The organism is Roseomonas chloroacetimidivorans, from assembly GCF_049629625.1.
GTDB lineage: Bacteria > Pseudomonadota > Alphaproteobacteria > Acetobacterales > Acetobacteraceae > Roseomonas > Roseomonas chloroacetimidivorans.
The window spans coordinates 54,258-73,817 of record NZ_JBNBZS010000013.1 but is presented as its reverse complement, the minus strand read 5'-3'; the positions used below and the strand labels follow the sequence as shown (position 1 = coordinate 73,817).

General features: G+C 68.6%; 23 protein-coding genes and 1 pseudogene. 14 read left to right on the top strand and 10 right to left on the bottom strand.

Translation table 11 applies throughout. The annotated features are described in order from the left end of the window. Positions 1-28 precede the first annotated feature (28 nt). The 11 genes from ACO1BU_RS12085 to ACO1BU_RS12035 all read left to right on the top strand — a co-directional run bounded on the left by ACO1BU_RS12085 (position 29) and on the right by ACO1BU_RS12035 (position 10,274). Positions 29-304 (top strand): phosphopantetheine-binding protein, encoded by a 276-nt coding sequence (locus tag ACO1BU_RS12085; protein ID WP_424136198.1) that lies wholly within the window; start codon positions 29-31, stop codon positions 302-304. A 2-nt stretch (positions 305-306) separates the two neighbouring features. Next, positions 307-792 carry a hypothetical protein gene (locus ACO1BU_RS12080; RefSeq protein ID WP_424136197.1) on the top strand — a complete coding sequence of 162 codons (486 nt, stop codon included), beginning with the start codon at positions 307-309 and terminating at the stop codon, positions 790-792. After that, the gene (locus tag ACO1BU_RS12075) at positions 785-2,116 is read left to right on the top strand and encodes an AMP-binding protein (protein WP_424136196.1); all 1,332 of its coding nucleotides are present in this window, start codon (positions 785-787) and stop codon (positions 2,114-2,116) included. The genes ACO1BU_RS12080 and ACO1BU_RS12075 overlap by 8 nt, the downstream gene beginning before the upstream one ends. Further along, positions 2,113-2,412: an ApeI family dehydratase gene (locus ACO1BU_RS12070; protein WP_424136195.1), complete on the top strand. Its 300-nt coding sequence runs from the start codon at positions 2,113-2,115 to the stop codon at positions 2,410-2,412. Before ACO1BU_RS12075 ends, ACO1BU_RS12070 begins: the two co-directional genes overlap by 4 nt. A gap of 136 nt (positions 2,413-2,548) precedes the next feature. Further along, complete coding sequence (locus ACO1BU_RS12065) at positions 2,549-4,042, top strand: LpxL/LpxP family acyltransferase (RefSeq protein ID WP_424136194.1); 1,494 nt, start codon at positions 2,549-2,551, stop codon at positions 4,040-4,042. A gap of 41 nt (positions 4,043-4,083) precedes the next feature. Continuing rightward, positions 4,084-6,387 (top strand): MMPL family transporter, encoded by a 2,304-nt coding sequence (locus tag ACO1BU_RS12060; protein WP_424136193.1) that lies wholly within the window; start codon positions 4,084-4,086, stop codon positions 6,385-6,387. 227 nt (positions 6,388-6,614) lie between these two features. Beyond that, complete coding sequence (locus ACO1BU_RS12055) at positions 6,615-7,805, top strand: beta-ketoacyl-[acyl-carrier-protein] synthase family protein (protein ID WP_424136192.1); 1,191 nt, start codon at positions 6,615-6,617, stop codon at positions 7,803-7,805. A 13-nt stretch (positions 7,806-7,818) separates the two neighbouring features. Continuing rightward, on the top strand, positions 7,819-8,595 hold the full coding sequence (locus ACO1BU_RS12050; protein WP_424136191.1) for a beta-ketoacyl synthase chain length factor: 777 nt from the start codon (positions 7,819-7,821) through the stop codon (positions 8,593-8,595). Positions 8,596-8,617: 22 nt separating this feature from the next. Continuing rightward, positions 8,618-9,028, top strand: a complete 411-nt coding sequence (locus ACO1BU_RS12045; protein ID WP_424136190.1) for a hotdog family protein — start codon at positions 8,618-8,620, stop codon at positions 9,026-9,028. Next, positions 9,028-9,741, top strand: coding sequence for a 3-oxoacyl-ACP reductase FabG (gene fabG, locus ACO1BU_RS12040; RefSeq protein ID WP_424136189.1), 714 nt, complete (start codon positions 9,028-9,030; stop codon positions 9,739-9,741). Before ACO1BU_RS12045 ends, fabG begins: the two co-directional genes overlap by 1 nt. Next, the gene (locus ACO1BU_RS12035) at positions 9,738-10,274 is read left to right on the top strand and encodes an NUDIX domain-containing protein (RefSeq protein WP_424136188.1); all 537 of its coding nucleotides are present in this window, start codon (positions 9,738-9,740) and stop codon (positions 10,272-10,274) included. The genes fabG and ACO1BU_RS12035 overlap by 4 nt, the downstream gene beginning before the upstream one ends. Positions 10,275-10,302: 28 nt before the next feature. Here ACO1BU_RS12035 and ACO1BU_RS12030 read toward each other — a convergent pair whose 3' ends face one another. The 8 genes from ACO1BU_RS12030 to ACO1BU_RS11995 form a co-directional block, all read right to left on the bottom strand. Further along, positions 10,303-11,790, bottom strand: coding sequence for a mannitol dehydrogenase family protein (locus ACO1BU_RS12030; RefSeq protein WP_424136187.1), 1,488 nt, complete (start codon positions 11,788-11,790; stop codon positions 10,303-10,305). 20 nt (positions 11,791-11,810) lie between these two features. Then, complete coding sequence (gene hisA, locus ACO1BU_RS12025; protein WP_424136186.1) at positions 11,811-12,527, bottom strand: 1-(5-phosphoribosyl)-5-[(5-phosphoribosylamino)methylideneamino]imidazole-4-carboxamide isomerase; 717 nt, start codon at positions 12,525-12,527, stop codon at positions 11,811-11,813. Next, on the bottom strand, positions 12,527-13,102 hold the full coding sequence (locus ACO1BU_RS12020) for a GNAT family N-acetyltransferase (protein WP_424136185.1): 576 nt from the start codon (positions 13,100-13,102) through the stop codon (positions 12,527-12,529). The genes hisA and ACO1BU_RS12020 overlap by 1 nt, the downstream gene beginning before the upstream one ends. Beyond that, a complete protein-coding gene (gene hisH / locus ACO1BU_RS12015; protein ID WP_424136184.1) occupies positions 13,099-13,749 on the bottom strand; it encodes an imidazole glycerol phosphate synthase subunit HisH in 651 nt (216 codons plus the stop codon). Before hisH ends, ACO1BU_RS12020 begins: the two co-directional genes overlap by 4 nt. Continuing rightward, positions 13,746-14,111: a DUF2628 domain-containing protein gene (locus tag ACO1BU_RS12010; protein ID WP_424136183.1), complete on the bottom strand. Its 366-nt coding sequence runs from the start codon at positions 14,109-14,111 to the stop codon at positions 13,746-13,748. The genes hisH and ACO1BU_RS12010 overlap by 4 nt, the downstream gene beginning before the upstream one ends. Next, entirely contained in the window at positions 14,111-14,716 is a 606-nt protein-coding gene (gene hisB, locus ACO1BU_RS12005) for an imidazoleglycerol-phosphate dehydratase HisB (protein WP_424136182.1), read from the bottom strand. The genes ACO1BU_RS12010 and hisB overlap by 1 nt, the downstream gene beginning before the upstream one ends. Before the next feature lie 94 nt (positions 14,717-14,810). Beyond that, positions 14,811-15,866: an LLM class flavin-dependent oxidoreductase gene (locus tag ACO1BU_RS12000; protein ID WP_424136181.1), complete on the bottom strand. Its 1,056-nt coding sequence runs from the start codon at positions 15,864-15,866 to the stop codon at positions 14,811-14,813. Positions 15,867-16,158: 292 nt separating this feature from the next. Beyond that, positions 16,159-16,371: a hypothetical protein gene (locus tag ACO1BU_RS11995; RefSeq protein WP_424136180.1), complete on the bottom strand. Its 213-nt coding sequence runs from the start codon at positions 16,369-16,371 to the stop codon at positions 16,159-16,161. A 439-nt stretch (positions 16,372-16,810) separates the two neighbouring features. Here ACO1BU_RS11995 and ACO1BU_RS11990 point away from each other — a divergent pair, with 439 nt between their 5' ends. Then, positions 16,811-17,056 (top strand): hypothetical protein, encoded by a 246-nt coding sequence (locus ACO1BU_RS11990; protein ID WP_424136179.1) that lies wholly within the window; start codon positions 16,811-16,813, stop codon positions 17,054-17,056. A 287-nt stretch (positions 17,057-17,343) separates the two neighbouring features. On the opposite strand, the gene ACO1BU_RS11985 is transcribed toward ACO1BU_RS11990, so the two are convergent. After that, positions 17,344-18,105, bottom strand: coding sequence for a LysR substrate-binding domain-containing protein (locus tag ACO1BU_RS11985; RefSeq protein ID WP_424136278.1), 762 nt, complete (start codon positions 18,103-18,105; stop codon positions 17,344-17,346). Positions 18,106-18,141: 36 nt separating this feature from the next. Beyond that, a pseudogene (locus ACO1BU_RS11980) lies at positions 18,142-18,267 on the bottom strand (LysR family transcriptional regulator); the annotation flags it as partial. A 133-nt stretch (positions 18,268-18,400) separates the two neighbouring features. Here ACO1BU_RS11980 and ACO1BU_RS11975 point away from each other — a divergent pair. Continuing rightward, on the top strand, positions 18,401-18,946 hold the full coding sequence (locus tag ACO1BU_RS11975) for a thiamine pyrophosphate-binding protein (RefSeq protein ID WP_424136178.1): 546 nt from the start codon (positions 18,401-18,403) through the stop codon (positions 18,944-18,946). Beyond that, positions 18,943-19,533, top strand: a complete 591-nt coding sequence (locus ACO1BU_RS11970; RefSeq protein ID WP_424136177.1) for a thiamine pyrophosphate-dependent enzyme — start codon at positions 18,943-18,945, stop codon at positions 19,531-19,533. Before ACO1BU_RS11975 ends, ACO1BU_RS11970 begins: the two co-directional genes overlap by 4 nt. Positions 19,534-19,560: the final 27 nt, after the last annotated feature.

Genomic DNA, 19,560 nt, shown 5'->3' with positions numbered 1-19,560 from the left:
TTTCGGGACCAGGGTGGAGGCGCCTAGAGTGACTTCGACGACGACCATGACGGCGCTTGAGGCGGAAGTGGCGGGGCTGATCGTCTCGGCTCTGCAACTTGAGGTCCAGCCTACGGAGATAGATCCGGAGGCGCCGCTGTTCGGGGAGGGGCTGGGCCTGGATAGCATCGACGCGCTGGAGATGGCGCTGGCCATTTCGCGCCGCTATGGCTTCCAGCTCCGCTCCGATGACGAGCGGAATGGCCGGATCTTCGCCTCGCTGCGAAGCCTGACGGCACATATCGAGAAGAACCGGGTGGGGTAATGATGGCCGATATCGGCCGGGTGGTGTGGCGCGTCGGGGTGCCGTTGGCCTTGCTCGCCCTCTGGCTCCTGCCGGAACTGGGCTGGCCGCCGGGCATCGAGGATGTGACGAGGCGATTCGATGCGCTGTGGCCGGTGCTGGCCTATGGCGGATTGGCCTGGGCCTTCCTGCGTACGCTGCGCCCGGGGCAGGAGCCGCTGATCGCGCGATATATCCGTTTCGACCCGCGACGGGACGCCGCGGCCTGCGCCGGCTATGCCCGCGGCCTGACCTGGTTCTGGGGCGTTGTGCTGGGGCTGACGATGCTGACGGAAGTGGCTGCGGCGATCGCCGGGGTGGATCTGGGCTGGGGGCCGGACGCGCTGCTGCTCGCCCTGTTCCTGGCCGAGCACGCGGTACGCAGCCTGCGCTTCCCCGCCGACGGCATCGCATGGCCGACCCAGACCCTCGGCGCGATCATCCGGGCGGAGCGGGCGAAGCATGGCTAGCATCCCCTTCCTGAACCGCACCCCGGGTGAGGTGCTGGCGCGGCGCGGGGCCGAGCCTGTCACGGCCGGGCGTTACCTGGCCGATGTCGCTGCCCTGGCCCCGCGCCTGCCAAGCACCCCCTACGCACTTAATCTTTGTGCTGACCGCTACCTCGCCCTTGTTGGATTTGGCGCGGCCTTGCTGCGGGGGCAGGTGACGCTGCTTTCGGCCGACCGCTCCTCGCACCGGCAGCGGGAACTGGCCAAGCGGTATCCCGGCACCTATGCCATTACAGATGGGGCGGAGACCGTGATCCCCGCGGCAACGGCCGGCGCGTTCGGCGCGGGCGAAGGGGCGAATTTCACGATCCCGGCGATGCGGGTGGCGGCTATCGGCTTCACTTCAGGCAGCACGGGGGAGCCGGCCCCGCATGCCAAACCCTGGGCCGTCCTGGTCGCCGCTGCCCAAGCCGCGGCCGCCCGCTTCGGCCTGGATGATGCCGCGGACCCGGCCACCGTCATCGGCACCGTGCCCGCCCAGCACATGTATGGCTTTGAGACGACCATGGTGCTGCCGCTCCGCGCGCCGATGGCCATCCATTCCGGCCCGCATTTCTATCCTGTGGAGGTCGCGGAGGCGCTCGCCGCCGCGCCGGGGCGGCGGGTTCTCATCACGACCCCGCTGCAGATGCGTGCGCTGCTGGCGGGCGGGGTGACCGGCCTGGACGCGGCGATCTCTGCCACTGCCCCGCTGGCGCCTGCCCTGGCCGCCGAGGCGGAGGCTGCATGGGGTGCCCCGGTGCTGGAGATCTATGGCGCGACCGAGATGGGCTCGATCGCCAGCCGCCGCACCACCGAGGGCGAGGCCTGGACTCTTTACGACGGCGTGGCGCTGCGCGCGCATGGGCCTGAGGAGGTCGCTGCCCTCGTGCCCGGCCTGCCCGATCCCGTGCCGCTGGCGGATCTGGTGGAGATCGCGGCGGATGGGCGCTTCCGCCTGCTCGGCCGGCGCGGCGACATGGTGAAGCGCGGCGGCAAGCGCGCCTCTCTCGCCGGGCTGAACCGGGTGCTGTCGGAGATTGAGGGCGTGGAAGACGGCGTTTTCCTTGCCCCCGAGGATATCGAGGAAAACCCCGCTGCGCGCCTGGCGGCTTATGTCGTGGCTCCCGGTCGCAGCCGGGCCGAGATCGTGGCGGCGCTGCGGGAGCGGGTGGAGGCGGTGTTCCTGCCCCGCCCCGTTGTGCTGGTACCGCGTCTGCCGCGCAACGAGGTGGGAAAGATCACCCGGCGCAGCCTGGAGGCGCTGCGGGACGCGCTGCCTGGCTCGGATGGAGAGGCGGATTGAGCGAAGGTCCTTGGGAGTCCTCCTTCGCGATCCCCGCCAGCCATCCCTGCCTGCCCGGCCATTTCCCCGGGCGGCCCGTGGTGCCCGGCGTGGTGCTGCTGGACCAGGTGATGGAAGCCGCACGGGCCGCCGGGCTGGGCAGGGCCGCGCGCCTGCCTGCGGCGAAGTTCCTGCGCCCGGTGCTGCCAGAGGAGCGCGTCACGCTGACAATGCGCCGCACGGCTTCAGGACGTGTGGCTTTTACGGGGCGGGTCGGAGAGGATCTGGCCTTCCAGGGCGAGATCGCGGAAGGATGAGAAATCATCCCCGCCGACCGGTTCCCGTGTTCGTTTCGTGTATTCCCGCCCCGGAGCATCCGGCGCACCGAAACCCCGGAAAAGAGGATGGAGGAGCTTCGGGGAGGGCTTTTCCTCTCACAGTGCTTCTCGCCCTATGAGTTGGCTGAAGGAACGCGAACGCGGCGGCGCCGCCCTGCGGCTCATGGCCTGGATCGCGCGCCATGCCGGGTGGCATTTCTCTTACGCGCTGCTCTACCCCGTGACGGCCTATTTCCTTGTCACTGCCCCCGCGCGGCAGAAGGAAGCGGTGCGGCGATTCCTGCGCCGCGCCCTCGGCCGTGCGCCCGGGCCGCGGAACTTCTGGCAGACCTATTTCACCTTCGCCGCAACGATGCTGGACCGGGTCTACCTGCTGCAGGGCCGAACCAAGGGTTTCGAGATCACGGTTTCCGGCCTCGACGAACTGGACCAGCATATCGCCGCGGGACGTGGCTGCGTGCTGCTCGGCGCGCATCTCGGCAGCTTCACCGCGATGCGGGCGCTGGCGGATCGCGGCTGCCCGGTGGAGGTGATGGCCTTCATGTACGAGGCCAACGCCACCCTCGCGAATGCCATCTTCAGTGCGCTGTCTCAGCAGAAAGCGGATCTTGTGGTGCCGCTGGGCCGCGCCGATTCCATGCTGCGGGCCAAGGAATGCCTGGATCGCGGCGGGCTGGTTGGCATCCTGGCCGATCGCCGCCCGGCATTGGGGGAGGATCGTGTCGTGCCGGTTTCCTTCCTGGGCACGCCCGCGCCCTTCCCGGCGGGGCCGCATATCCTGGCCGCGGTGCTGGGTGCTCCGGTCATGCTGGCTTTCGGCATCTGGAAGGGCCCCCGCCGGTACGAGATCCGCTTCGAGCCCTTCGCGGAGCGCGTGGTGCTGAACCGCGCTTCGCGCGAGGCCGATCTGCGGGCGAGCGTGGCGCGCTATGCCGCGCGGCTGGAGGAGGTTGCGCGGGCCTATCCCGGCAACTGGTTCAACTTCTACGACTTCTGGGAAGAGATGGACGCCACCCCTTCTTCCGCCCGCCCCGCAGTGGCGCGCCGCGCCGTGCTTGCACTGCCCTTCCTGGCCATGCCGGCTCGGGCTCAGAAGTCCAACCCGGAGGATGGGCTGGAAGCGGTAATGGCCGCCCTGGCCGCCGTTCGTCGCTCCGAGGCGGATTTTGAGGAAAGCAAGTCGATCGCTGGCCTCGCCGATACGCTGCCGAGCTCGGGGACCCTGCTTTGGCAAGCGCCGGACCACCTGGAGAAGCGCGTGACCACGCCGTTCAATGAGCGCGTGACCGTGGCCGGGAACCATCTGACCTATGAGCGACCGGGGCAGGGAACGCGGCAGGAGGTGAATCTCGACCAGGCGCCGGAGGTGCGGGCGCTGGTGGAGGCGATCCGCTCCACCCTGGCCGGCGACCTCGCCACTCTGCGGCGGCACTACGAGGTTTCGTTCCAGGGATCGGTCCCGAACTGGACAATGACCCTCTCGCCCCTCTCCATGCGGGTGCGTGCCGTAGTGCAGCGGGTGGAGATCCGCGGCAGCGGCGGCGCCATCACCCGCTTCGAGACGGTGGGCAACGAATCCTCGGTCATGCAGATCACCACCCGCCCGTGAACTCCTTCAGGACGGCTGTTTCCGCCCGGCTCCGTGGGGCCGTGCCCCCACTTTTGGCCCTGCTTTTCCTGGCCGCTCTTGGCGTGCTGCTGTTCCGCAGCATCGAGATCCGCACGGACATGGCGGATTTCCTACCCCCCGCCGCCACGCCGGAGGCATCGTTCCTGCTGGGCGAGTTGCGGGAGGGGGCCGCGACCACGCTGCTTCTGGCCGGCGTGGAGGGGGCAGAGGCGCCCGAACTCGCCCGTATCTCCCGCGCCATGGGAACGGCCATGCGGGAGAGTGGTCGCTTCGTCTTTGTGGGCAACGGCACGGCCGACCTGACCGAGGCGGAGCAGGTGCTGCTGTTTCGCTACCGCTACCTGCTCTCGCCCGCGACAAGCCTTGCTTTGTTCGAGGTGCCGGCGCTGCGCGAAAGGCTGCAGGCGCTGCTGGACGGGCTGCGCTCCTCGCTTTCCGGCATTCTGTCCAGGCTGGGCTTCGCGGACCCGGTGGGCGTGTTTCTCGACCTGCTGAAGGGATGGCTGGGTAGCAGCACCGTGCAGGTGCGGGATGGGGTGTGGTTTGCGGGGGGGGAGGGACCTCCGCGTGCGCTGATGGTCGCGCGCATCCGGGCGCTGGGCACGGATGTCGAAGCACAGCGGGAGGCCGCCGAGACCGTGCGGACCGCCTTCGCCACCGCTGACCCGAAGGGGGCACGGCTGCTCCTCTCTGGCCCCGGCGTCTTTGCCGCGAGTGCCGCGGCCTCGGTGAGGGCCGATGTCGAGCGTGTCTCCCTCCTGTCCGGCGTGTTGCTGCTCACTTTCCTGATCTGGCGCTATCGCTCGCCGATCATGCTGCTGGTGGCGGGGGTGCCGCTGCTGGCGGGGACATTAGCTGGGGCGCTGGCCGTGGCGCTGGTCTTCGGGCGGGTGCAGGGCGCCGCGCTTGGCTTTGGAATGACCATGCTCGGCGTGGCCGTGGACTATCCCATCTTGCTGCTGACCGGACGCCGGGGTGGCGAGGCGCTGGGCGCCGCCGCCCGGCGGATCTGGCCGACCCTGCGCCTGGCGGCGGCGGCGGCGGCGCTGGGCCTCCTGGCCATGATCGCATCCGGCTTTCCCGGCCTGGCGCAGCTCGGCCTGTTCGGCGCCGCCGGACTCCTGGTGGGAGTGGCCGTCACACGCTGGGTGCTGCCCTGGCTGCTGCCGGGCGAGGTGGTGGTGGCGCGCCCGCTGCCAAGTTGGATGATGCGTGCCCTTGGCGCACTGCGCGGCCGCCCGGTTCTGGCCGCCGCTGCTATGATCCTGGCCCTGGGCTGGATGGTCCTGGCCGGTCCTCCCCGTTGGGAGGACGACATTGCCCGGCTGAGTCCCGTGCCCGAGGCCGACCGCAATCTGGACACTGAGCTGCGGGCCCAACTCGGGGCCCCGGATGTGCGCCATCTCATTGCGCTAAGCGGGCGGAACGAGGAAGCCGTGCTGCGCGCTTCGGAGCGGGTGGGCGCTGCCCTGGCGCCGCTTCTCGCCGATGGCCGGCTGGCCAGCCTGGATCTGCCCAGCCGATACCTGCCGAGCCGTGAGACCCAGGCGGCCCGACAGGCTGCGCTGCCCCCGGCCGATGTGCTGGAGGGACGCCTGACGGAGGCCATGCAGGGCATGCCCTTCCGCCCCGGCGCCTTTGCGCCCTTCCTGGCGGCCATCGAGGAAAGCCACAACCTGCCCCCACTGGATTCCGCCGCGCTCTCCGCCGCGCCGCTGATCGCGACCCGCCTCTCGCCGATGCTCTCCCGCCGGGGTGACGAATGGCGCGGGCTGGGGCTGCTCGCTGGGGTGCGGGATGCCGAGGCGGTGCGGTCTGCGGTGGCCGGGCTGCAAGATCCGGCCATTCTCTTCGTAGATGTGAAGGGCGAGACGGAGGAGATGATCGCCGCCACCACGCGTGGCGCGCTGATCTGGTGCGGCGTGGGGGCCGTGGCGGTGCTGGTGCTGCTTGGCGCCGGGCTGCACGGAATCGGCCCCGCTTTCCACAGCCTGGCCCCCATTGCAGGGGCGGTGGTGATCGTCCTTGCCAGTCTTTCGGCATTGGGCGAGAGGCTCACGCCCTTTCATCTGGCCGCACTGCTGCTCATGGCCGGTGTCGGGATCGACTATGCGCTGTTCCTGGCCCGTCGGGAGAATGATGCGGAAGAAGCCGCCCGCACCATGGCGGCGGTGCTGACCTGCGCGGTGTCGACGCTGCTGACTTTCGGCCTGCTGGCGCTTTGCGAGACCCCGGTGCTGCGGGGTATCGGGCTGACCGTCTCGATCGGGGTGGCGGCGGCCTTCGGGCTGGCCATGACGCTGGCACCACGCAGCAGAGCGTAAGAAAAAGGCCGGTGAAGATGTGCCTCCGGGCTTGCCTTTATTTTTCCGGCGCAGCATTGGCACGGCTGGTTCAATCCAGCTGTCCTAATTCGGAGAAGAAGGTGAGGGGATCGGACCTGTCGTTTCGGCGATAGGCGTCCCCTGTTCCGGCGTTTTTCCCCACAGTGCCAGAATCCTGCCATCTCCCCGCTGCACAGCGCCCTTGCCGGATGCGATACAGCCGCCAGATGCCCCCTATGCTTCCCATTCTTGCAATTCCCGCCTTTACCGCCGTCAGCGCCATGGGCACGGGCATGGCCGCCACCCGGCAGGCGCTGCATGCGCGGCGCGGCGGGCTGGCACCCTGCGACCTGCCCGGCATGCCCCCGGGCATCTGGGTCGGGCGGGTGCCGGGGCTGGAGGATCTGGCGCTGCCCGAGGGGCTGGCTCGCTTCGATTGCCGCAACAACCGCTTGGCCGAAATGGCCCTGCGGCAGGACGGCTTCGCGGAGGCGGTGGCGGAAGCAGCGTCCCGCTTCGGGGCGCAGCGCGTGGCAGTGGTGCTGGGCACCAGCACGTCGGGCATAGCGGAGACCGAGGAGGCCTATGGCCGGCGGGATGCGACGGGCGCGCTGCCGGCGGAGTTCGACTACGCCCATACGCATGACCTCTATGCCCTGCCGCGCTTTGTGCGTGCCCGGTTAGGGCTGCGTGGACCGGCCATCGCCATCTCCACGGCCTGCACCTCCGGCGCACGCACCTTCCTGGAGGCGCAATCCATGATCGCGGCCGGCCTCTGCGACGCCGCGGTGGTGGGCGGCGTGGACACACTGTGTCGGATGACGCTGCACGGCTTCAACGCGCTGGAACTGCTCTCCAAGGCGGCCTGCCGCCCCTGCGCGGCGGACCGGGACGGCATCTCGATCGGCGAGGCTGCGGGCTTCGCACTGCTGATGCGCCCAGAGGACGCGCCGACCGGCACTGTCGCCCTGCTCGGCGCCGGGGCCAGCGCGGATGGGCACCATATGTCCTCCCCACATCCCGAGGGACTGGGGGCGGTTGCCGCCATGCGCGCTGCGCTGGAGGCAGCGGGCGGTGCCCCGGTCGACTATGTGAATCTGCACGGCACCGGCACGCGGGCGAATGACGCGATGGAGGGCAATGCCGTACGGGCCCTGTTCGGCAATTCGGTGCCCTGCTCCTCCACCAAGGGCTGGACGGGCCATACGCTGGGGGCTTCCGGTGCGCTGGAGGCGGTGATCGCCGCGATCTGCGTCGCAGACGGCCTGGTGCCGGGCTGCCTGGGCGTGGAGACGCCCGACCCGTCCTTCGGCGTGGATGTGGCGACCGGGAACCGAGCTGCCCCGATCCGCCGCGTGCTCAGCAACTCCTTCGGCTTCGGCGGCAGCAACTGCGCGCTCGTGATCGGCCACGCGTGAAGGGCGTTCTTTCGTGAGGTGTGGGATCGCGGGAATTGGCGTGCTCGGCCCCGGGCTGCCGGGTTGGGTGGCGAGCCGTCCCGTCCTGGCCGGGGAGGTGCCCTGGGAGCCGGCGCCGGTGGTCCTGCCGCCACCCGCCGTCCTTCCGCCAACCGAGCGTCGCCGCACCAGTCAGGCCGTCCGTCTGGCTCTGGCCACCGCAGCCGAAGCTGCCGCAGCATCAGGGCTGCCACCCGATACGCTGGAAACCGTCTTCGCCTCCTCGAACGGTGACGGCGCTGTGGTGGGTGGAATCCTGGAGGCGCTGACGGTGCCCGACGGCGCGATCTCGCCGACCCAGTTCCACAACTCCGTTCACAACGCGGCCGCGGGGTACTGGGGTATTGCCGTCGGGTCGATGCGCGCCTCGGTCAGCCTGGGCGGGCATGACGACAGCTTCGCTATGGGGCTGATGCAGGCGACCGCCACCGTCGTCTCGCGCCGGGTGCCCGTGCTGTTCTGCGCCTATGACGCCCCGCTGGCCGCGCCGCTGGATGCGCTGCGCCGCACCGACGCACCCTTTGCCGCGGCACTGGTGCTGGTGCCGGGCGAGGCGCCCGCCGCCCTTTCCGTTGAGTTGGTGGAGAGCGCGGAGGCCAGCTCCGCCGGTTCCCTGGCGCCGCTGATGGCTGGCAACCCGGCCGCGCGTGGCCTGCCACTGCTACAGGCCCTGGCTGCGGGCCGCGCGGGGCCGATCGGAATGCCGCTGCTGGATGGCGGGGCAGTGGTTCTGGAGGTCGAGCCTTGCTGAGCGCGGGAGGCGACGTTCTCCTTTGACGCCGCAAGTGCCCCATGCCGGCGCCATGCGCCTGCTCGACCGTGTCCTGTCGCATGATGCGGATTCAATTGTCTGCGTGGCGACTTCTCACCGCGATCCCGGCAATCCGCTGCGCCGCAACGGCATTCTCCCGGCGGTCTGTGGCGTGGAATACGCATTGCAGGCCATGGCCGCCCATGGCGCGCTGACCGGTGATGGCGCCGCGCAGCTGCCGGGCTATCTTGCCAGCCTGCGGGGCGTCACTCTGGAGGCCGAGCGTCTCGACGATGTGGCGGAGGATCTGCGCGTGGAAGCGCGGGCCCTTTCACGTGCTGTGCGTGGCTTCGTTTACGCCTTCACGGTCGGGGCGGGCGGGGTGGCGCTGCTCTCGGGCCAGGCCGCCATCATTATTCCGGAGCACGCATGATGCGCGCCATCGTCAGTGGCGGCGCCAGCCCGATCGGCGCCGCGATTTCCCGCGCGCTGGCGCGGGACGGGCATCATGTAATCGTGCATGGCAGCGGTAATCCGGAGAGGGCCCGCGCCGTGGCGGAGGATATCTCGGCGTCCGGCGGCAGTGCTGAGGCCGTGACCTTCGACCTGACCGACGCCTCCGCCTGCGCCACCGCCCTGGCGAGCGTGCTGGCATCGGGCCCCATCCAGACTGTCATCCACAACGCCGGCACGCATCAGGACGCGCCCATGGCTGGTATGTCCGCGCCGCAATGGCACGGCGTGATCGATGTCTCGTTGAACGGGTTTTTCCACTTGGTGCAGCCGCTGCTGCTGCCGATGATCGGCACGCGGAGCGGCCGCATCGTCGCGATCTCCTCCGTCTCTGGCCTCATGGGCAATCGCGGGCAGGCGAATTATGCCGCCGCCAAGGCCGGGCTGCATGGCGCGGTGAAGTCGCTGTCTATCGAATGCGCCCCGCGCGGCGTTACTGTGAACGCCGTTGCACCCGGCATCATCGAAAGCCCCGCCACCCAGGCATTCACCCAGGAGCAGATCCGCGCGATGGTGCCGGCCCGGCGCGCCGGGCGGCCGGAGGAAGTGGCGGAACTTGTGGCCTTCCTTGTCTCCGATCGCGCGGCTTACATCACCGGCCAGATCATCTCCATCAATGGCGGCATGGCATGACCATCGAAACCCTTTCCACGCGCCTCGCCTATGAGAATCCCTGGACGCGCGTGCGCGAGGACATCATCCGCCGCGCCGACGGGTCCGAGGGCCTCTATGGTGTCGTCGAGCGCTCGGATTTCGTGGTCGTTGTGCCCATCCAGGATGGCCGTGTCACGCTGGTAGAGCAGTTCCGCTACCCCGTGCAGCGCCGCATGTGGGAATTCGTGATGGGCATGTGGGAAACGCGACCGGGCACCGATCCCGCACAGATCGCCGCAGGGGAGTTGCGGGAGGAAACCGGGCTGATCGCGGGCCGCATGACCTATGCCGGCGAGATGTTCCAGGGCGCTGGCTACTGTAACCAGCGTGGCCATGTTTTCCTGGCGACGGAGCTGACCAGGGGCGAAACCGCGCGGGAATCCACTGAGCAGGACCTGATCTGCCGCGAATTCTCCCTGGCCGAGGTGGAAGCGATGCTGCGCGACGGCGTCATCGTGGACGCGATGAGCATGGCCGCCTTCGGACTGCTTCGGCTGAAGGGACTGATTTGATCCGGTCCGGCCGCGTCTCGGGGCGCGGTCAGGGGCTGAAGCGCAGTTCGCGCGCGGCGCGCTCCAATGTCGCGGCACTGCCGATCTCGTAGAGCGAGCCGAGCCAGTAGCGCAGCGGCCTGACGAGCCGTTCATCGCCGCCGAGGGCACCGAAGAGCGGCTCGATGGAAAGCAGCGGCATCGGATCCGGCCCGCCTTCGGCGGCCTTGTGCTGTAGCAACTCGGCCAGCGGATAGCGGATGGTGATCGGCTGGCCCTTCTCATCCAGGCCGCGGATGCGTCGCATCCAGGCTGCCAGCCCGAGGGCGAGGAGATCGACGGGGCCATTGATGGCCAGGGATGCCTCGATCGGCATGACCAGCAGGTTGATCGGCGCGTCGGTGTTGATGCGCTCCACCGTGTCCTCAATCGCAGGATTGGCGAAGCGGGCAATCAGGGTGCGCTTATAATCAGTGAGGTCGATGCCGGGCACGGGAGGCAAGGTGGGGCCAGTTTCCCGATCCATCAGCGCGGCCATGTAGGCCCGCATCAGCGGGTCCGCCATGACCTCGTGGACATAGGTGTGGCCCATCAGTCGGCCGAGTGCGGCAATGGCGAGATGACTGCCGTTCAGCAAGCGCAGCTTCATCATCTCATAGGGTGCGACATCGGGGACGATCTGGGCGCCAACCGTCTCCCATTCCGGGCGGCCGGCGGCGAAGCGGTCCTCGATCACCCATTGCGTGAAGCTTTCGCAGACGACGGGCCAGCGGTCCCGCAGCCCATAGGCGCTTTCGAGATGGGCGATATGGTCGGGACGGGTGGCCGGGGTGATCCGGTCCACCATGGTATTCGGGAAGGCGCCGTTCGTCGCGATCCAGTCGGCCAGGCGGGCGTCGCGCAGGCGGGCCAGGTCCAGCACGGCGTCGCGCAGCACGTCGCCGTTGTTCTGGATGTTGTCGCAGGTCAGGGCAGTGAAGGGGCCCTGGCCTGCAGTCATGCGCCGGCGATAGGCCTCGACGATGACGCCGACCGCGCTTCGCGGCTGGGCCGGGCTCTCAAGATCCGCGCGGATCAGCGGGTGCTCCGGGTCGAGCCGGCGCGTGGACGGGTGAAGGCAGTAGCCGTTCTCGCTGACCGTCAGGCTGACGATGCGGATGGCGGGTTGGTCGATCCGTGTGAGCAGGGCCTCGGTCGAATCCCCGGCGAAGAGCACACCGGCAAGGGAACCGATGACGGAGACTTTCTCCTGCGTGCCATCGCGCTCGACCAGTGTGTAGAGTCCGTCCTGCGGGACGAGGCTGTCCCGAACCCGGCGGTCGGCGGGCAGGAGGCCGGCGCCGAGGATGCCCCAATCCAGGGAATCGGACCGCCGCTCCAGGAGATCATGCGTGTAACGGGCCATATGGGCGCGGTGGAAGGCGCCGAGGCCGAGATGCACGATACCCGGCCGGACCCGGGCAGGATCATAGCCCGGGCGGCGGATCGGCGGCGCGAGGCTGGCAAGGCTGGCCCGGTTCAGGTCGATCGCATCCACGGCCCGTCTCCTCGCCGGCCTCAGGAGGCTGCCAGGGCCTCTTCCGGCGTCAGGCGCCCATCATAGAGCGCCCGGCCGATGATCACGCCGGCGATCGTGCCGGTGGCGCGGAGCGCATCCAGGTCGGCGCGGCCGGCGACACCGCCACTGGCGACGACCGGGGTTTTCAGGCGGCCCGCCAGGGCGGCCGTAGCGGCCACATTCACTCCGCCCAGCATGCCGTCGCGGTCAATATCGGTGTGAATGATGGCGGCGGCGCCGGCATCCTCCAGCATCAGGGCCAGATCGAGGGCGGTCAGGGTACCGGTCTCGGCCCAGCCCTCAGTGGCCACGCGCCCGTCACGGGCGTCGATCCCGATGGCGACGCGGCCCGGAAAGGCGCGGCAGGCCTCGCGCGCGAAATCGGGGTTCTTCGCGGCGGCGGAGCCCAGGATCACCCGCGCGATGCCCGCTTCCAGCCAGGCCTCGACAGTCGCCATGTCCCGGATGCCGCCACCTAGCTGAACCGGTCGCGTGGTGGCGCCGAGGATGGCGCGCACCGCCTCCGCATTCGCGGGCTTGCCGGCGAAGGCCCCATCGAGATCCACGACATGCAGCCACGGGAAGCCCGCCTTGTCGAAGGCCGCCGCCTGGGTGGCGGGATCGCCATAAATGGTGGCCTGCGCCATGTCGCCGCGCTTCAGGCGCACAACCTGCCCACCCTTCAGGTCGATGGCGGGATAGGGGATGAAGTCCATCAGGAATCCTGCCGGAAGAGCGTCTCGGTCGGGCGGCCACGGGCCGGGTCCAATATTTTATAGTAGTGGTGGCCGGCGACGGTGCGGCCATCGATCCGGGCATAGGCGGGGTGGGTGCCCCAGCGAATATAGCCCTGGCGCTCGAAGACCCCGATGGCCATGGTCTGCGTCTCGCGAACATCCAGGTTCAGCACCCGATGGCCTAGGGCGGCGGCGCGTTCCTCCACCCGCTGCACCAGCATCCGTGCCAGGCCGTAGCCCCGCGCATAGGGGGCGATATAGGCGTGGGTCAGCTGGGCGGCCCAGGCCTGGGCCTCGTTGTTCCGGGCGGGGCGGACGAGCTGGGCGGAACCGACCACATGGCCGTCGAGCCGCGCGACGAAGAGTTCCCGCTCTGGCACCAGCAGCACGCCGCGGAAATGGCGCGTCAGTGCCTCCCGCCCTTGGGGAGCAAGCCAGCCGAACCCGCCGCCCTCGATGATGGCAGCATCCGTCGCCTCGCAGAGATCGGCCATGTCGGCCTCGCTCAGCGCCTCGACGCGTTCGACGGAAAGAGAATGCTTGGTGTCGCTCATGGCGCCCAGCGCAGGAAATTCCGGAGGATGCGCAGCCCGACAGGACCGGACTTCTCGGCGTGGAACTGAGTGCCGGCCATATTGTCCCGGCCGACCACGGCGGGGACGTCGCCGCCATAGACGGTGCTGGCCAGCAGCTCCTCCCGCCGGCCGTCCTTGAGGGCGTAGGAGTGGACGAAATAGGCATGCGCACCCTCTGGCAGGCCGGCGAGGAGGGGATGGCTTCCATGGGCCTCCAGTCCGTTCCAGCCCATCTGGGGCAAGGGCAGGGGGGCGCCGGCAGTGTCGCGCGGGTCCATCGGCGCGATTTCGCCAGCGATCCAGCCCAGACCGGGGGTCACGCCGTGCTCCAGCCCGCGCTCCGCCATCATCTGCATGCCGACGCAGATGCCCAGGAAGGGGCGGCCGCGCTGGATGACGGCTTCACACAGCGCCTCCTTCATCCCCGGCAGGGCAGCGAGGCCGCGGGCGCAGGCGGCGAAGGCGCCCTGGCCCGGAAGAACCACGCGGTCCGCCGCCAGCACCTCGGCAGGGTCGATTGTGACGGAGAGATCCAGGGCCACACCTTCATCCTGCGCCGCCCGCTGGAAGGCGCGGCGGACGGAGGCGAGATTGCCTGATCCGGGATCGATGACGGCGAGCTTCATGCCATTGCCCCGCGCGCCAGCAGGGGCTTGGCGCGGATGGCCCGCAGCAACGCCTCGTCCTCGTCCTGCGCCGCGACCACGCCCTGGTGGGCGAAGCCGCGCCGTTGCAGGGTCCAGCGCTCCAGGTCACGGGCATGAAGGCCGAGCAGGAGTTGGAGAGCGATCCCGGCCCAGCCATCCCAGGGGGCCGGAAGAAGGGCAGAGCCAGCCGCGAGGAGAACATAGCCGAGCAGCGCCAGCCAGAGGCCACGCCAGAGCAGCCAGAGTGGCCCGAAGAGGAAGGCCCAGACGGAGAAGCCTTCGGGCACCAGTCGCGTGCGGGGCTTCTCACCACTCCGGGCATGAATGCTGAAAATGCGCATCAGGCCTCCAGCATGCCTTTGGTGGAGGGAATGGTGCCCTCGGCACGCGGGTCGGCCTCGACGGCCATGCGCAGGGCGCGGGCGAAGGCCTTGAACAGGCCCTCCGCGATATGGTGCGCGTTGCTGCCGGCGCGCTGGGTCAGGTGCACGGTCATGGCGGAGTTCATCGCGACCGCGCGGAAGAATTCCTCGAACAACTCCGTATCCATCTCGCCCACCTTGTCCCGCGCGAAGGTCGCGGACCACACAAGGAAAGGCCGGCCGGAAATATCAATGGCGCATTCGGCCAGCGCCTCGTCCATCGGCACAAGGGCCTGTCCGTAGCGGCGGATGCCGCGCTTGTCGCCCAGCGCCTTGCGGATGGCCTGGCCCAGCACGATGCCGACATCCTCCGTGGTGTGGTGGAAGTCGATATGCAGGTCGCCTTCAGCCTGGACCGCCAGGTCGATCATGGAGTGGCGGGCCAGGGCGGTCAGCATATGGTCCAGGAAGCCGATTCCAGTGGCGATCTCGGCACGGCCGGTGCCGTCCAGGTCCAGTTTCAGCTGGATCCGGGTCTCGCTTGTTTCGCGGCTGATCTCGGCGCGGCGGGGGAAGGCGTCCATGGCGCCCCTTTAGACCGCGGCGGCCCCTGGGGGAACCGAGGGCGTGTATCCCAGCCTTTCCGTGACATTCTTCCGGGCGCCGCCCCTGCGGCCATCAGGACGCCAGACGCGCCGGTACCGGGGTGAGGCGGCGCAGGGTTGGCAGCACCTGCTCCCCGAAGCGCTCCAGCGAGGCGATGACGCGCCGCGCGGGCAGGCCGCTGAAGCCCATGTAGAGGCTCCAATGCGTCGGCGAGAGCAACTGGAAGTCCTCGGCCAGCCTCTCGGTGACCTGCTCGGCGGAGCCGATCGGGGCATTCTCCATCAGCCATTCGATGCTTGGCTCCCCCTCGAATGGGATGGAGCGCATGAAGGCGCCGTCACGCGGTGGCACCTGATCGCGTAGGGAAAGGGTGGTGCGGATGAAGCGCAGCATGCCTTCGGCCGCCTGGCGCTTCTCCGAGGGATCGTCGGTGACGAAGACATAGCGCTGGATGGCGAGCCGCAGGGCTGAATCCGGCAGCCCGCCGGCATGCAAGGCGGCGAGGAGCTTTTCCCGCATGGGCAATGCGCCGGTCGCGCGGCGGTGGCCCTGGCTGATGAAGATCGAGCCTCCTGCCCGCGCCGCACGCTGGATCAGCCGCGGTTCCCCGCCCGCGAGGAAAAGGGGTGGCATTGCCCCCGGAAAGGCGGCGATCGGGGACTCGGGGACCGTGTAGTGCCGGCCCTCATGGCGGACCCAGCCGGTTGTCAGCCCCTGTTCCAGGATGTCCCAACCTTCCTCCAGGATGGCGGTGCGGTTGGCCATCGGGACGGCATAGGTGCGGAACTCGTGCGGCTGGTGCCCGGTGCCCAGGCCTAGCTGGAGCCGGTTACCGGTGAGAGCCTGGAGCATCCCGATCTCCTGCACCGCCCGCAGCGGATGATGCAGAGGCAGCACGACCACGGCCGGGCCAAGGCGCAGGCGCTGCGTGACGGCGGCACAATGCGCGACCATCAGCAGCGGCGAAGGGCAGACCGAATGGCTGGTGAAGTGGTGTTCGGCAAACCAGGCGCCATCGAAGCCGAGTTGCTCCGCCAGGCGCACCTTCTCCACCGTCATTCCCAGGATATCGGCAGGGGTTTCGTCCGCCCGGTTCTGGGACATGAGGTTGAAAAGGGCGATGTCCATGGGCGGTTCTCCGATCGATGGCGGGAAAAGCAGGAAGAGTGCCAAGAGGACAAGACCCCTTGGTCCCAAGGCCGGCACGCGGGCCGGTCCGCGCCATCTTACAGAAGCGGATGATCAGGTCTGCTGGCCCGGACCTTCCTTGGCCAGGTTGAACCTTCGCGTGAGCACGCCAGAAACCGCCTGATGGAAAGAACGTTTTTTAGACGGATCTGTGGTGGGCTCGGAGGCGAGCCCCGTAATCCTGTCCCCCTGGGGTTGCTCCCCAACACGACACGGCCACAGTTTTCCGCCCTCAGGAGTCGGATCGTCGCTGCGTCGGGCGCTGCCAACGCTCCTTCATCAGCTCCCATTCGCTGCGGTTGTCGCTGACCAGCCGGAGCAGGTCGTCCGGCAGCCGCTCCGTCACGGCGGCATCCCAGGTATCGTGCAGGGTCCGCCGCAGCCATAGATCGAAGGGATCGGCTGTCTTGCCGGCGGAGGGCTCGGCTATAGGGCGGCTTTGCATGCTGGCGCCTCGCTCGTCAGCTTCGCCTCACAAACGCTCTTCGAGGCATTTTGCTGCGTGTGCGCTGACCGGCTCGGCATGCTGACGCGGAATGCCGCGGCAGGCGCAGAGGGTGGAGTTGTCGAACGAAGTCGCCACTGGCCTGGATAGGTCGGCCAGGAACGCCATCCTCGCGGCATTGTGCTCGCCCGGGGCGGGGTGAGTGGGGGTGCTATCCGATGGCGATCGGGTCCATTCTGGAAGCAATCTGGGCGGCCTGGTCTAGCTATATAGCTGAATCTGCTGAATTTCCGAAGATCATGTTGATGTGATACTCTGAGGTGAGATCGAGTGGGTCTTCTTTACTGCCCAGAATGATTGCCTCACATTATCGAGAGAGGGCAGAACGCGAGCGGATGCAGGGGCACCCGTGGCGGCGGAGCTCCTACGAGGCGGAACAATGAATCGCGTGTATGGCATCGCTCTTCCAGGCCTGGCCGTGACGTCGCAGGGCGGGCAAGACTTTCTGGTCGAGATCGGAAGCCTGAAGCTCTACTTCTACCGCGAGGAGGCGCGCTTCTTCTCGCGCTGGCGCGAGGGCGACGCCCATGTCTTCGCGACCGGGCGGTGCCGTGTTTCCGTCGAGTGGTGCGGCGCCCCGGGCAAGCGTTCGGTGACCGATAGTGTTGAGGTGGCGACGGCCTGACGGGCCATTTCATCTGGGCGGTCAAACCGATCGCCTCCCGCTGCTTCTTGTCTTAGGTCCCGGGTTCGGCCGCTTTTCATGCGTTCCGCCGGGAAAGCTGGGGATCGGAGGCAGGACCCGCTTCTTTGGCCCGGCATCCCTGCTGGCGAATTCCAGGAGCCGGATGCCCGGTAAGGCGGGCTGGGCTGGCTCGCCCGCCCTTTGTGTTCAAATCTTCACAGCAGGCGCACGGCCGGGCAGCCTCACGCCGATGCATTGGTGCTGGAACGGCTTCGCCTGGATGCGGGCTATGAAACAGCTCCGGGCCAGCCGCCCTGCACGACAAGCCTGACTGTTTCGTCTTTCAGGAGCGCCATGACTGCCTGCGTCGCACGGCTGTCCGTTCGGTCGGAGGGACTGGCGAGTAGGATTTTCCTGCACACTGGCGGGTTGCGAAGCGGCGCCATCGTGAAGATGCGCCCGACCTCATCGGGCATGATGGAGGAGGGCGGGAGCACGGTGTAGCCCAGCCCGGCCGCGACGATCTCCTTCAGGACACGATAAGAGTCTGCCTCAAACCGCACACGCAGCGTAATGCCGGCGTGGTCTGCGGCTGTCTCGATCAGATGCCGCAATCCATGAGGCCGGCTCGGCAGGACCATTTCCATGCCGGCCAGCCGCTCCACCGAAACCGGCGTCTTGGGATCGAGGCCTGCCTGGGCGGAGCCGATGAGCGAGAGCTCGTCCTGTAGCAGGGTTTCGATCCGGAGATGCAGGCCGTCGCCCGGCCCGTAGAGCAAGCTTGCGTCAAGCTCACCGCGCTGGAGCCATTCGACGAGGTGGCCGGCATAGCCCTCGACAATCCGCAGCGACACCTGCGGCAGCTCCGCGGCGACGCGCCGGACCAGGCGGGTGGACAGCACATGGCTCGTGGTCGGCATCAGTCCGAGCGCCACCTGCCCGGAGACGATGGTCGCAAGCGCTCGAACCTCCTCGGCCGAGCGCTCGAGCTGCCGCAGCGGTCCACTCACCCGCTCCAGCAATGCACGGCCGGCCTCGGTCAGCTGCATGCCCCGGCCATGCCGTGTGAACAGCGGAAGACCGACCTCTTCTTCCAGGAGCCGGATCTGGCGGGACAGGGCGGGCTGGACAAGCCGCAGGCGATCGGACGCTTTGCTCAGTGAACCGCACTGGGCGACCTGGATGAAGCTACGGAGCTGCCTGAGGTCCATTCGCCGCTGCCGGATGAGGTATCGAATCCTGTGATAGCGCCTATCAGAAGTTTCATACTCCATGAAAGCGCAGCGGTGGTGAAGATGACCCCAAAAGCCTGCCGCCGAGGTGGGCCCTGTATGGAGGAACGAGGTGGACCTGACAGCAACGGCAGGCGCGAGCCCAGGCGAAGCTTGGCCCGATGACATCTTCGGCGTGCTACGCGAGCGCGAGGTGCGCCAGGTCGCCTATGTACCCGATGGTGGCCATGCGCATCTCATCCGCCGCCTTCATGCCGAGCCCTCTGTCCGGACCGTGCCACTGACCACGGAGGAGGAGGGCGTCGCTATGCTGGCTGGCGCGTGGCTCGGCGGACAGCGCGGCGCCTTGCTGATGCAGTCCAGCGGCGTCGGGAACTGCATCAACATGCTGTCGCTGGTGCGCCTCTGCCGCATTCCACTGCTGATGCTGGTGACGATGCGGGGCGAGTGGGGCGAGTTCAATCCATGGCAGGTGCCGATGGGTTCCACCACACAGGCCGCGCTGGAACTGATGGATGTTCGCGTGCTGCGGGCCGACAGACCGGACGAGGTGAGGGAGGTCGTCTCCGCAGGCGCCAACATGGCCTATGCGGGCGGCACGCCCACGGCGGTGCTGCTCTCCCAGCGGCTGATCGGGGCAAAGGTGTTCGCGAAATGACGGGACTGAGCTTGGATCGCCGCGCGGTCGTGGCCCGCTTGCTGCAGGAACGTGGTGACACCGTCGTCATCACCGGCCTGGGCTCGCCGACCTATGACGTGGCCGCGGCGGGGGATGATGACCGCAACTTCTATCTTTGGGGCGCTATGGGCGGGGCGGCCATGGTCGGGCTTGGCCTTGCCCTGGCGCGGCCGGAACTGCCGGTCCTGGTCGTGACGGGGGATGGCGAGATGCTCATGGGGATGGGAAGCCTTGCCACCATTGCGCTTCAGGCCCCGCCGAACCTCGTCATCGCTGTGCTCGACAACGGTCTCTATGGCGAGACAGGCGGGCAGGAGAGCCATACGGCCGCTGGCACCGACCTTGCCGGCGTGGCGCGGAGCTGCGGTATCGCCGATGTCCGGGTCATCGAGGACATGGAGAATGTTGGATTGCTGGCGGCGCATCTTCTGGACGTGACGGCCGGGCCCCGTTTTGCTGTGATCCGGATCGCGAGGGCAGAGCCTGAGCGCGTGTTGCCGCCGCGTGATGCCGCGGTGCTCCGGGCGCGCACCCGGGCCGCCCTTGGCTTGTCGCCGGGCCCTTGATCCCATGGCAAGCTAGGTCCGGCGCCG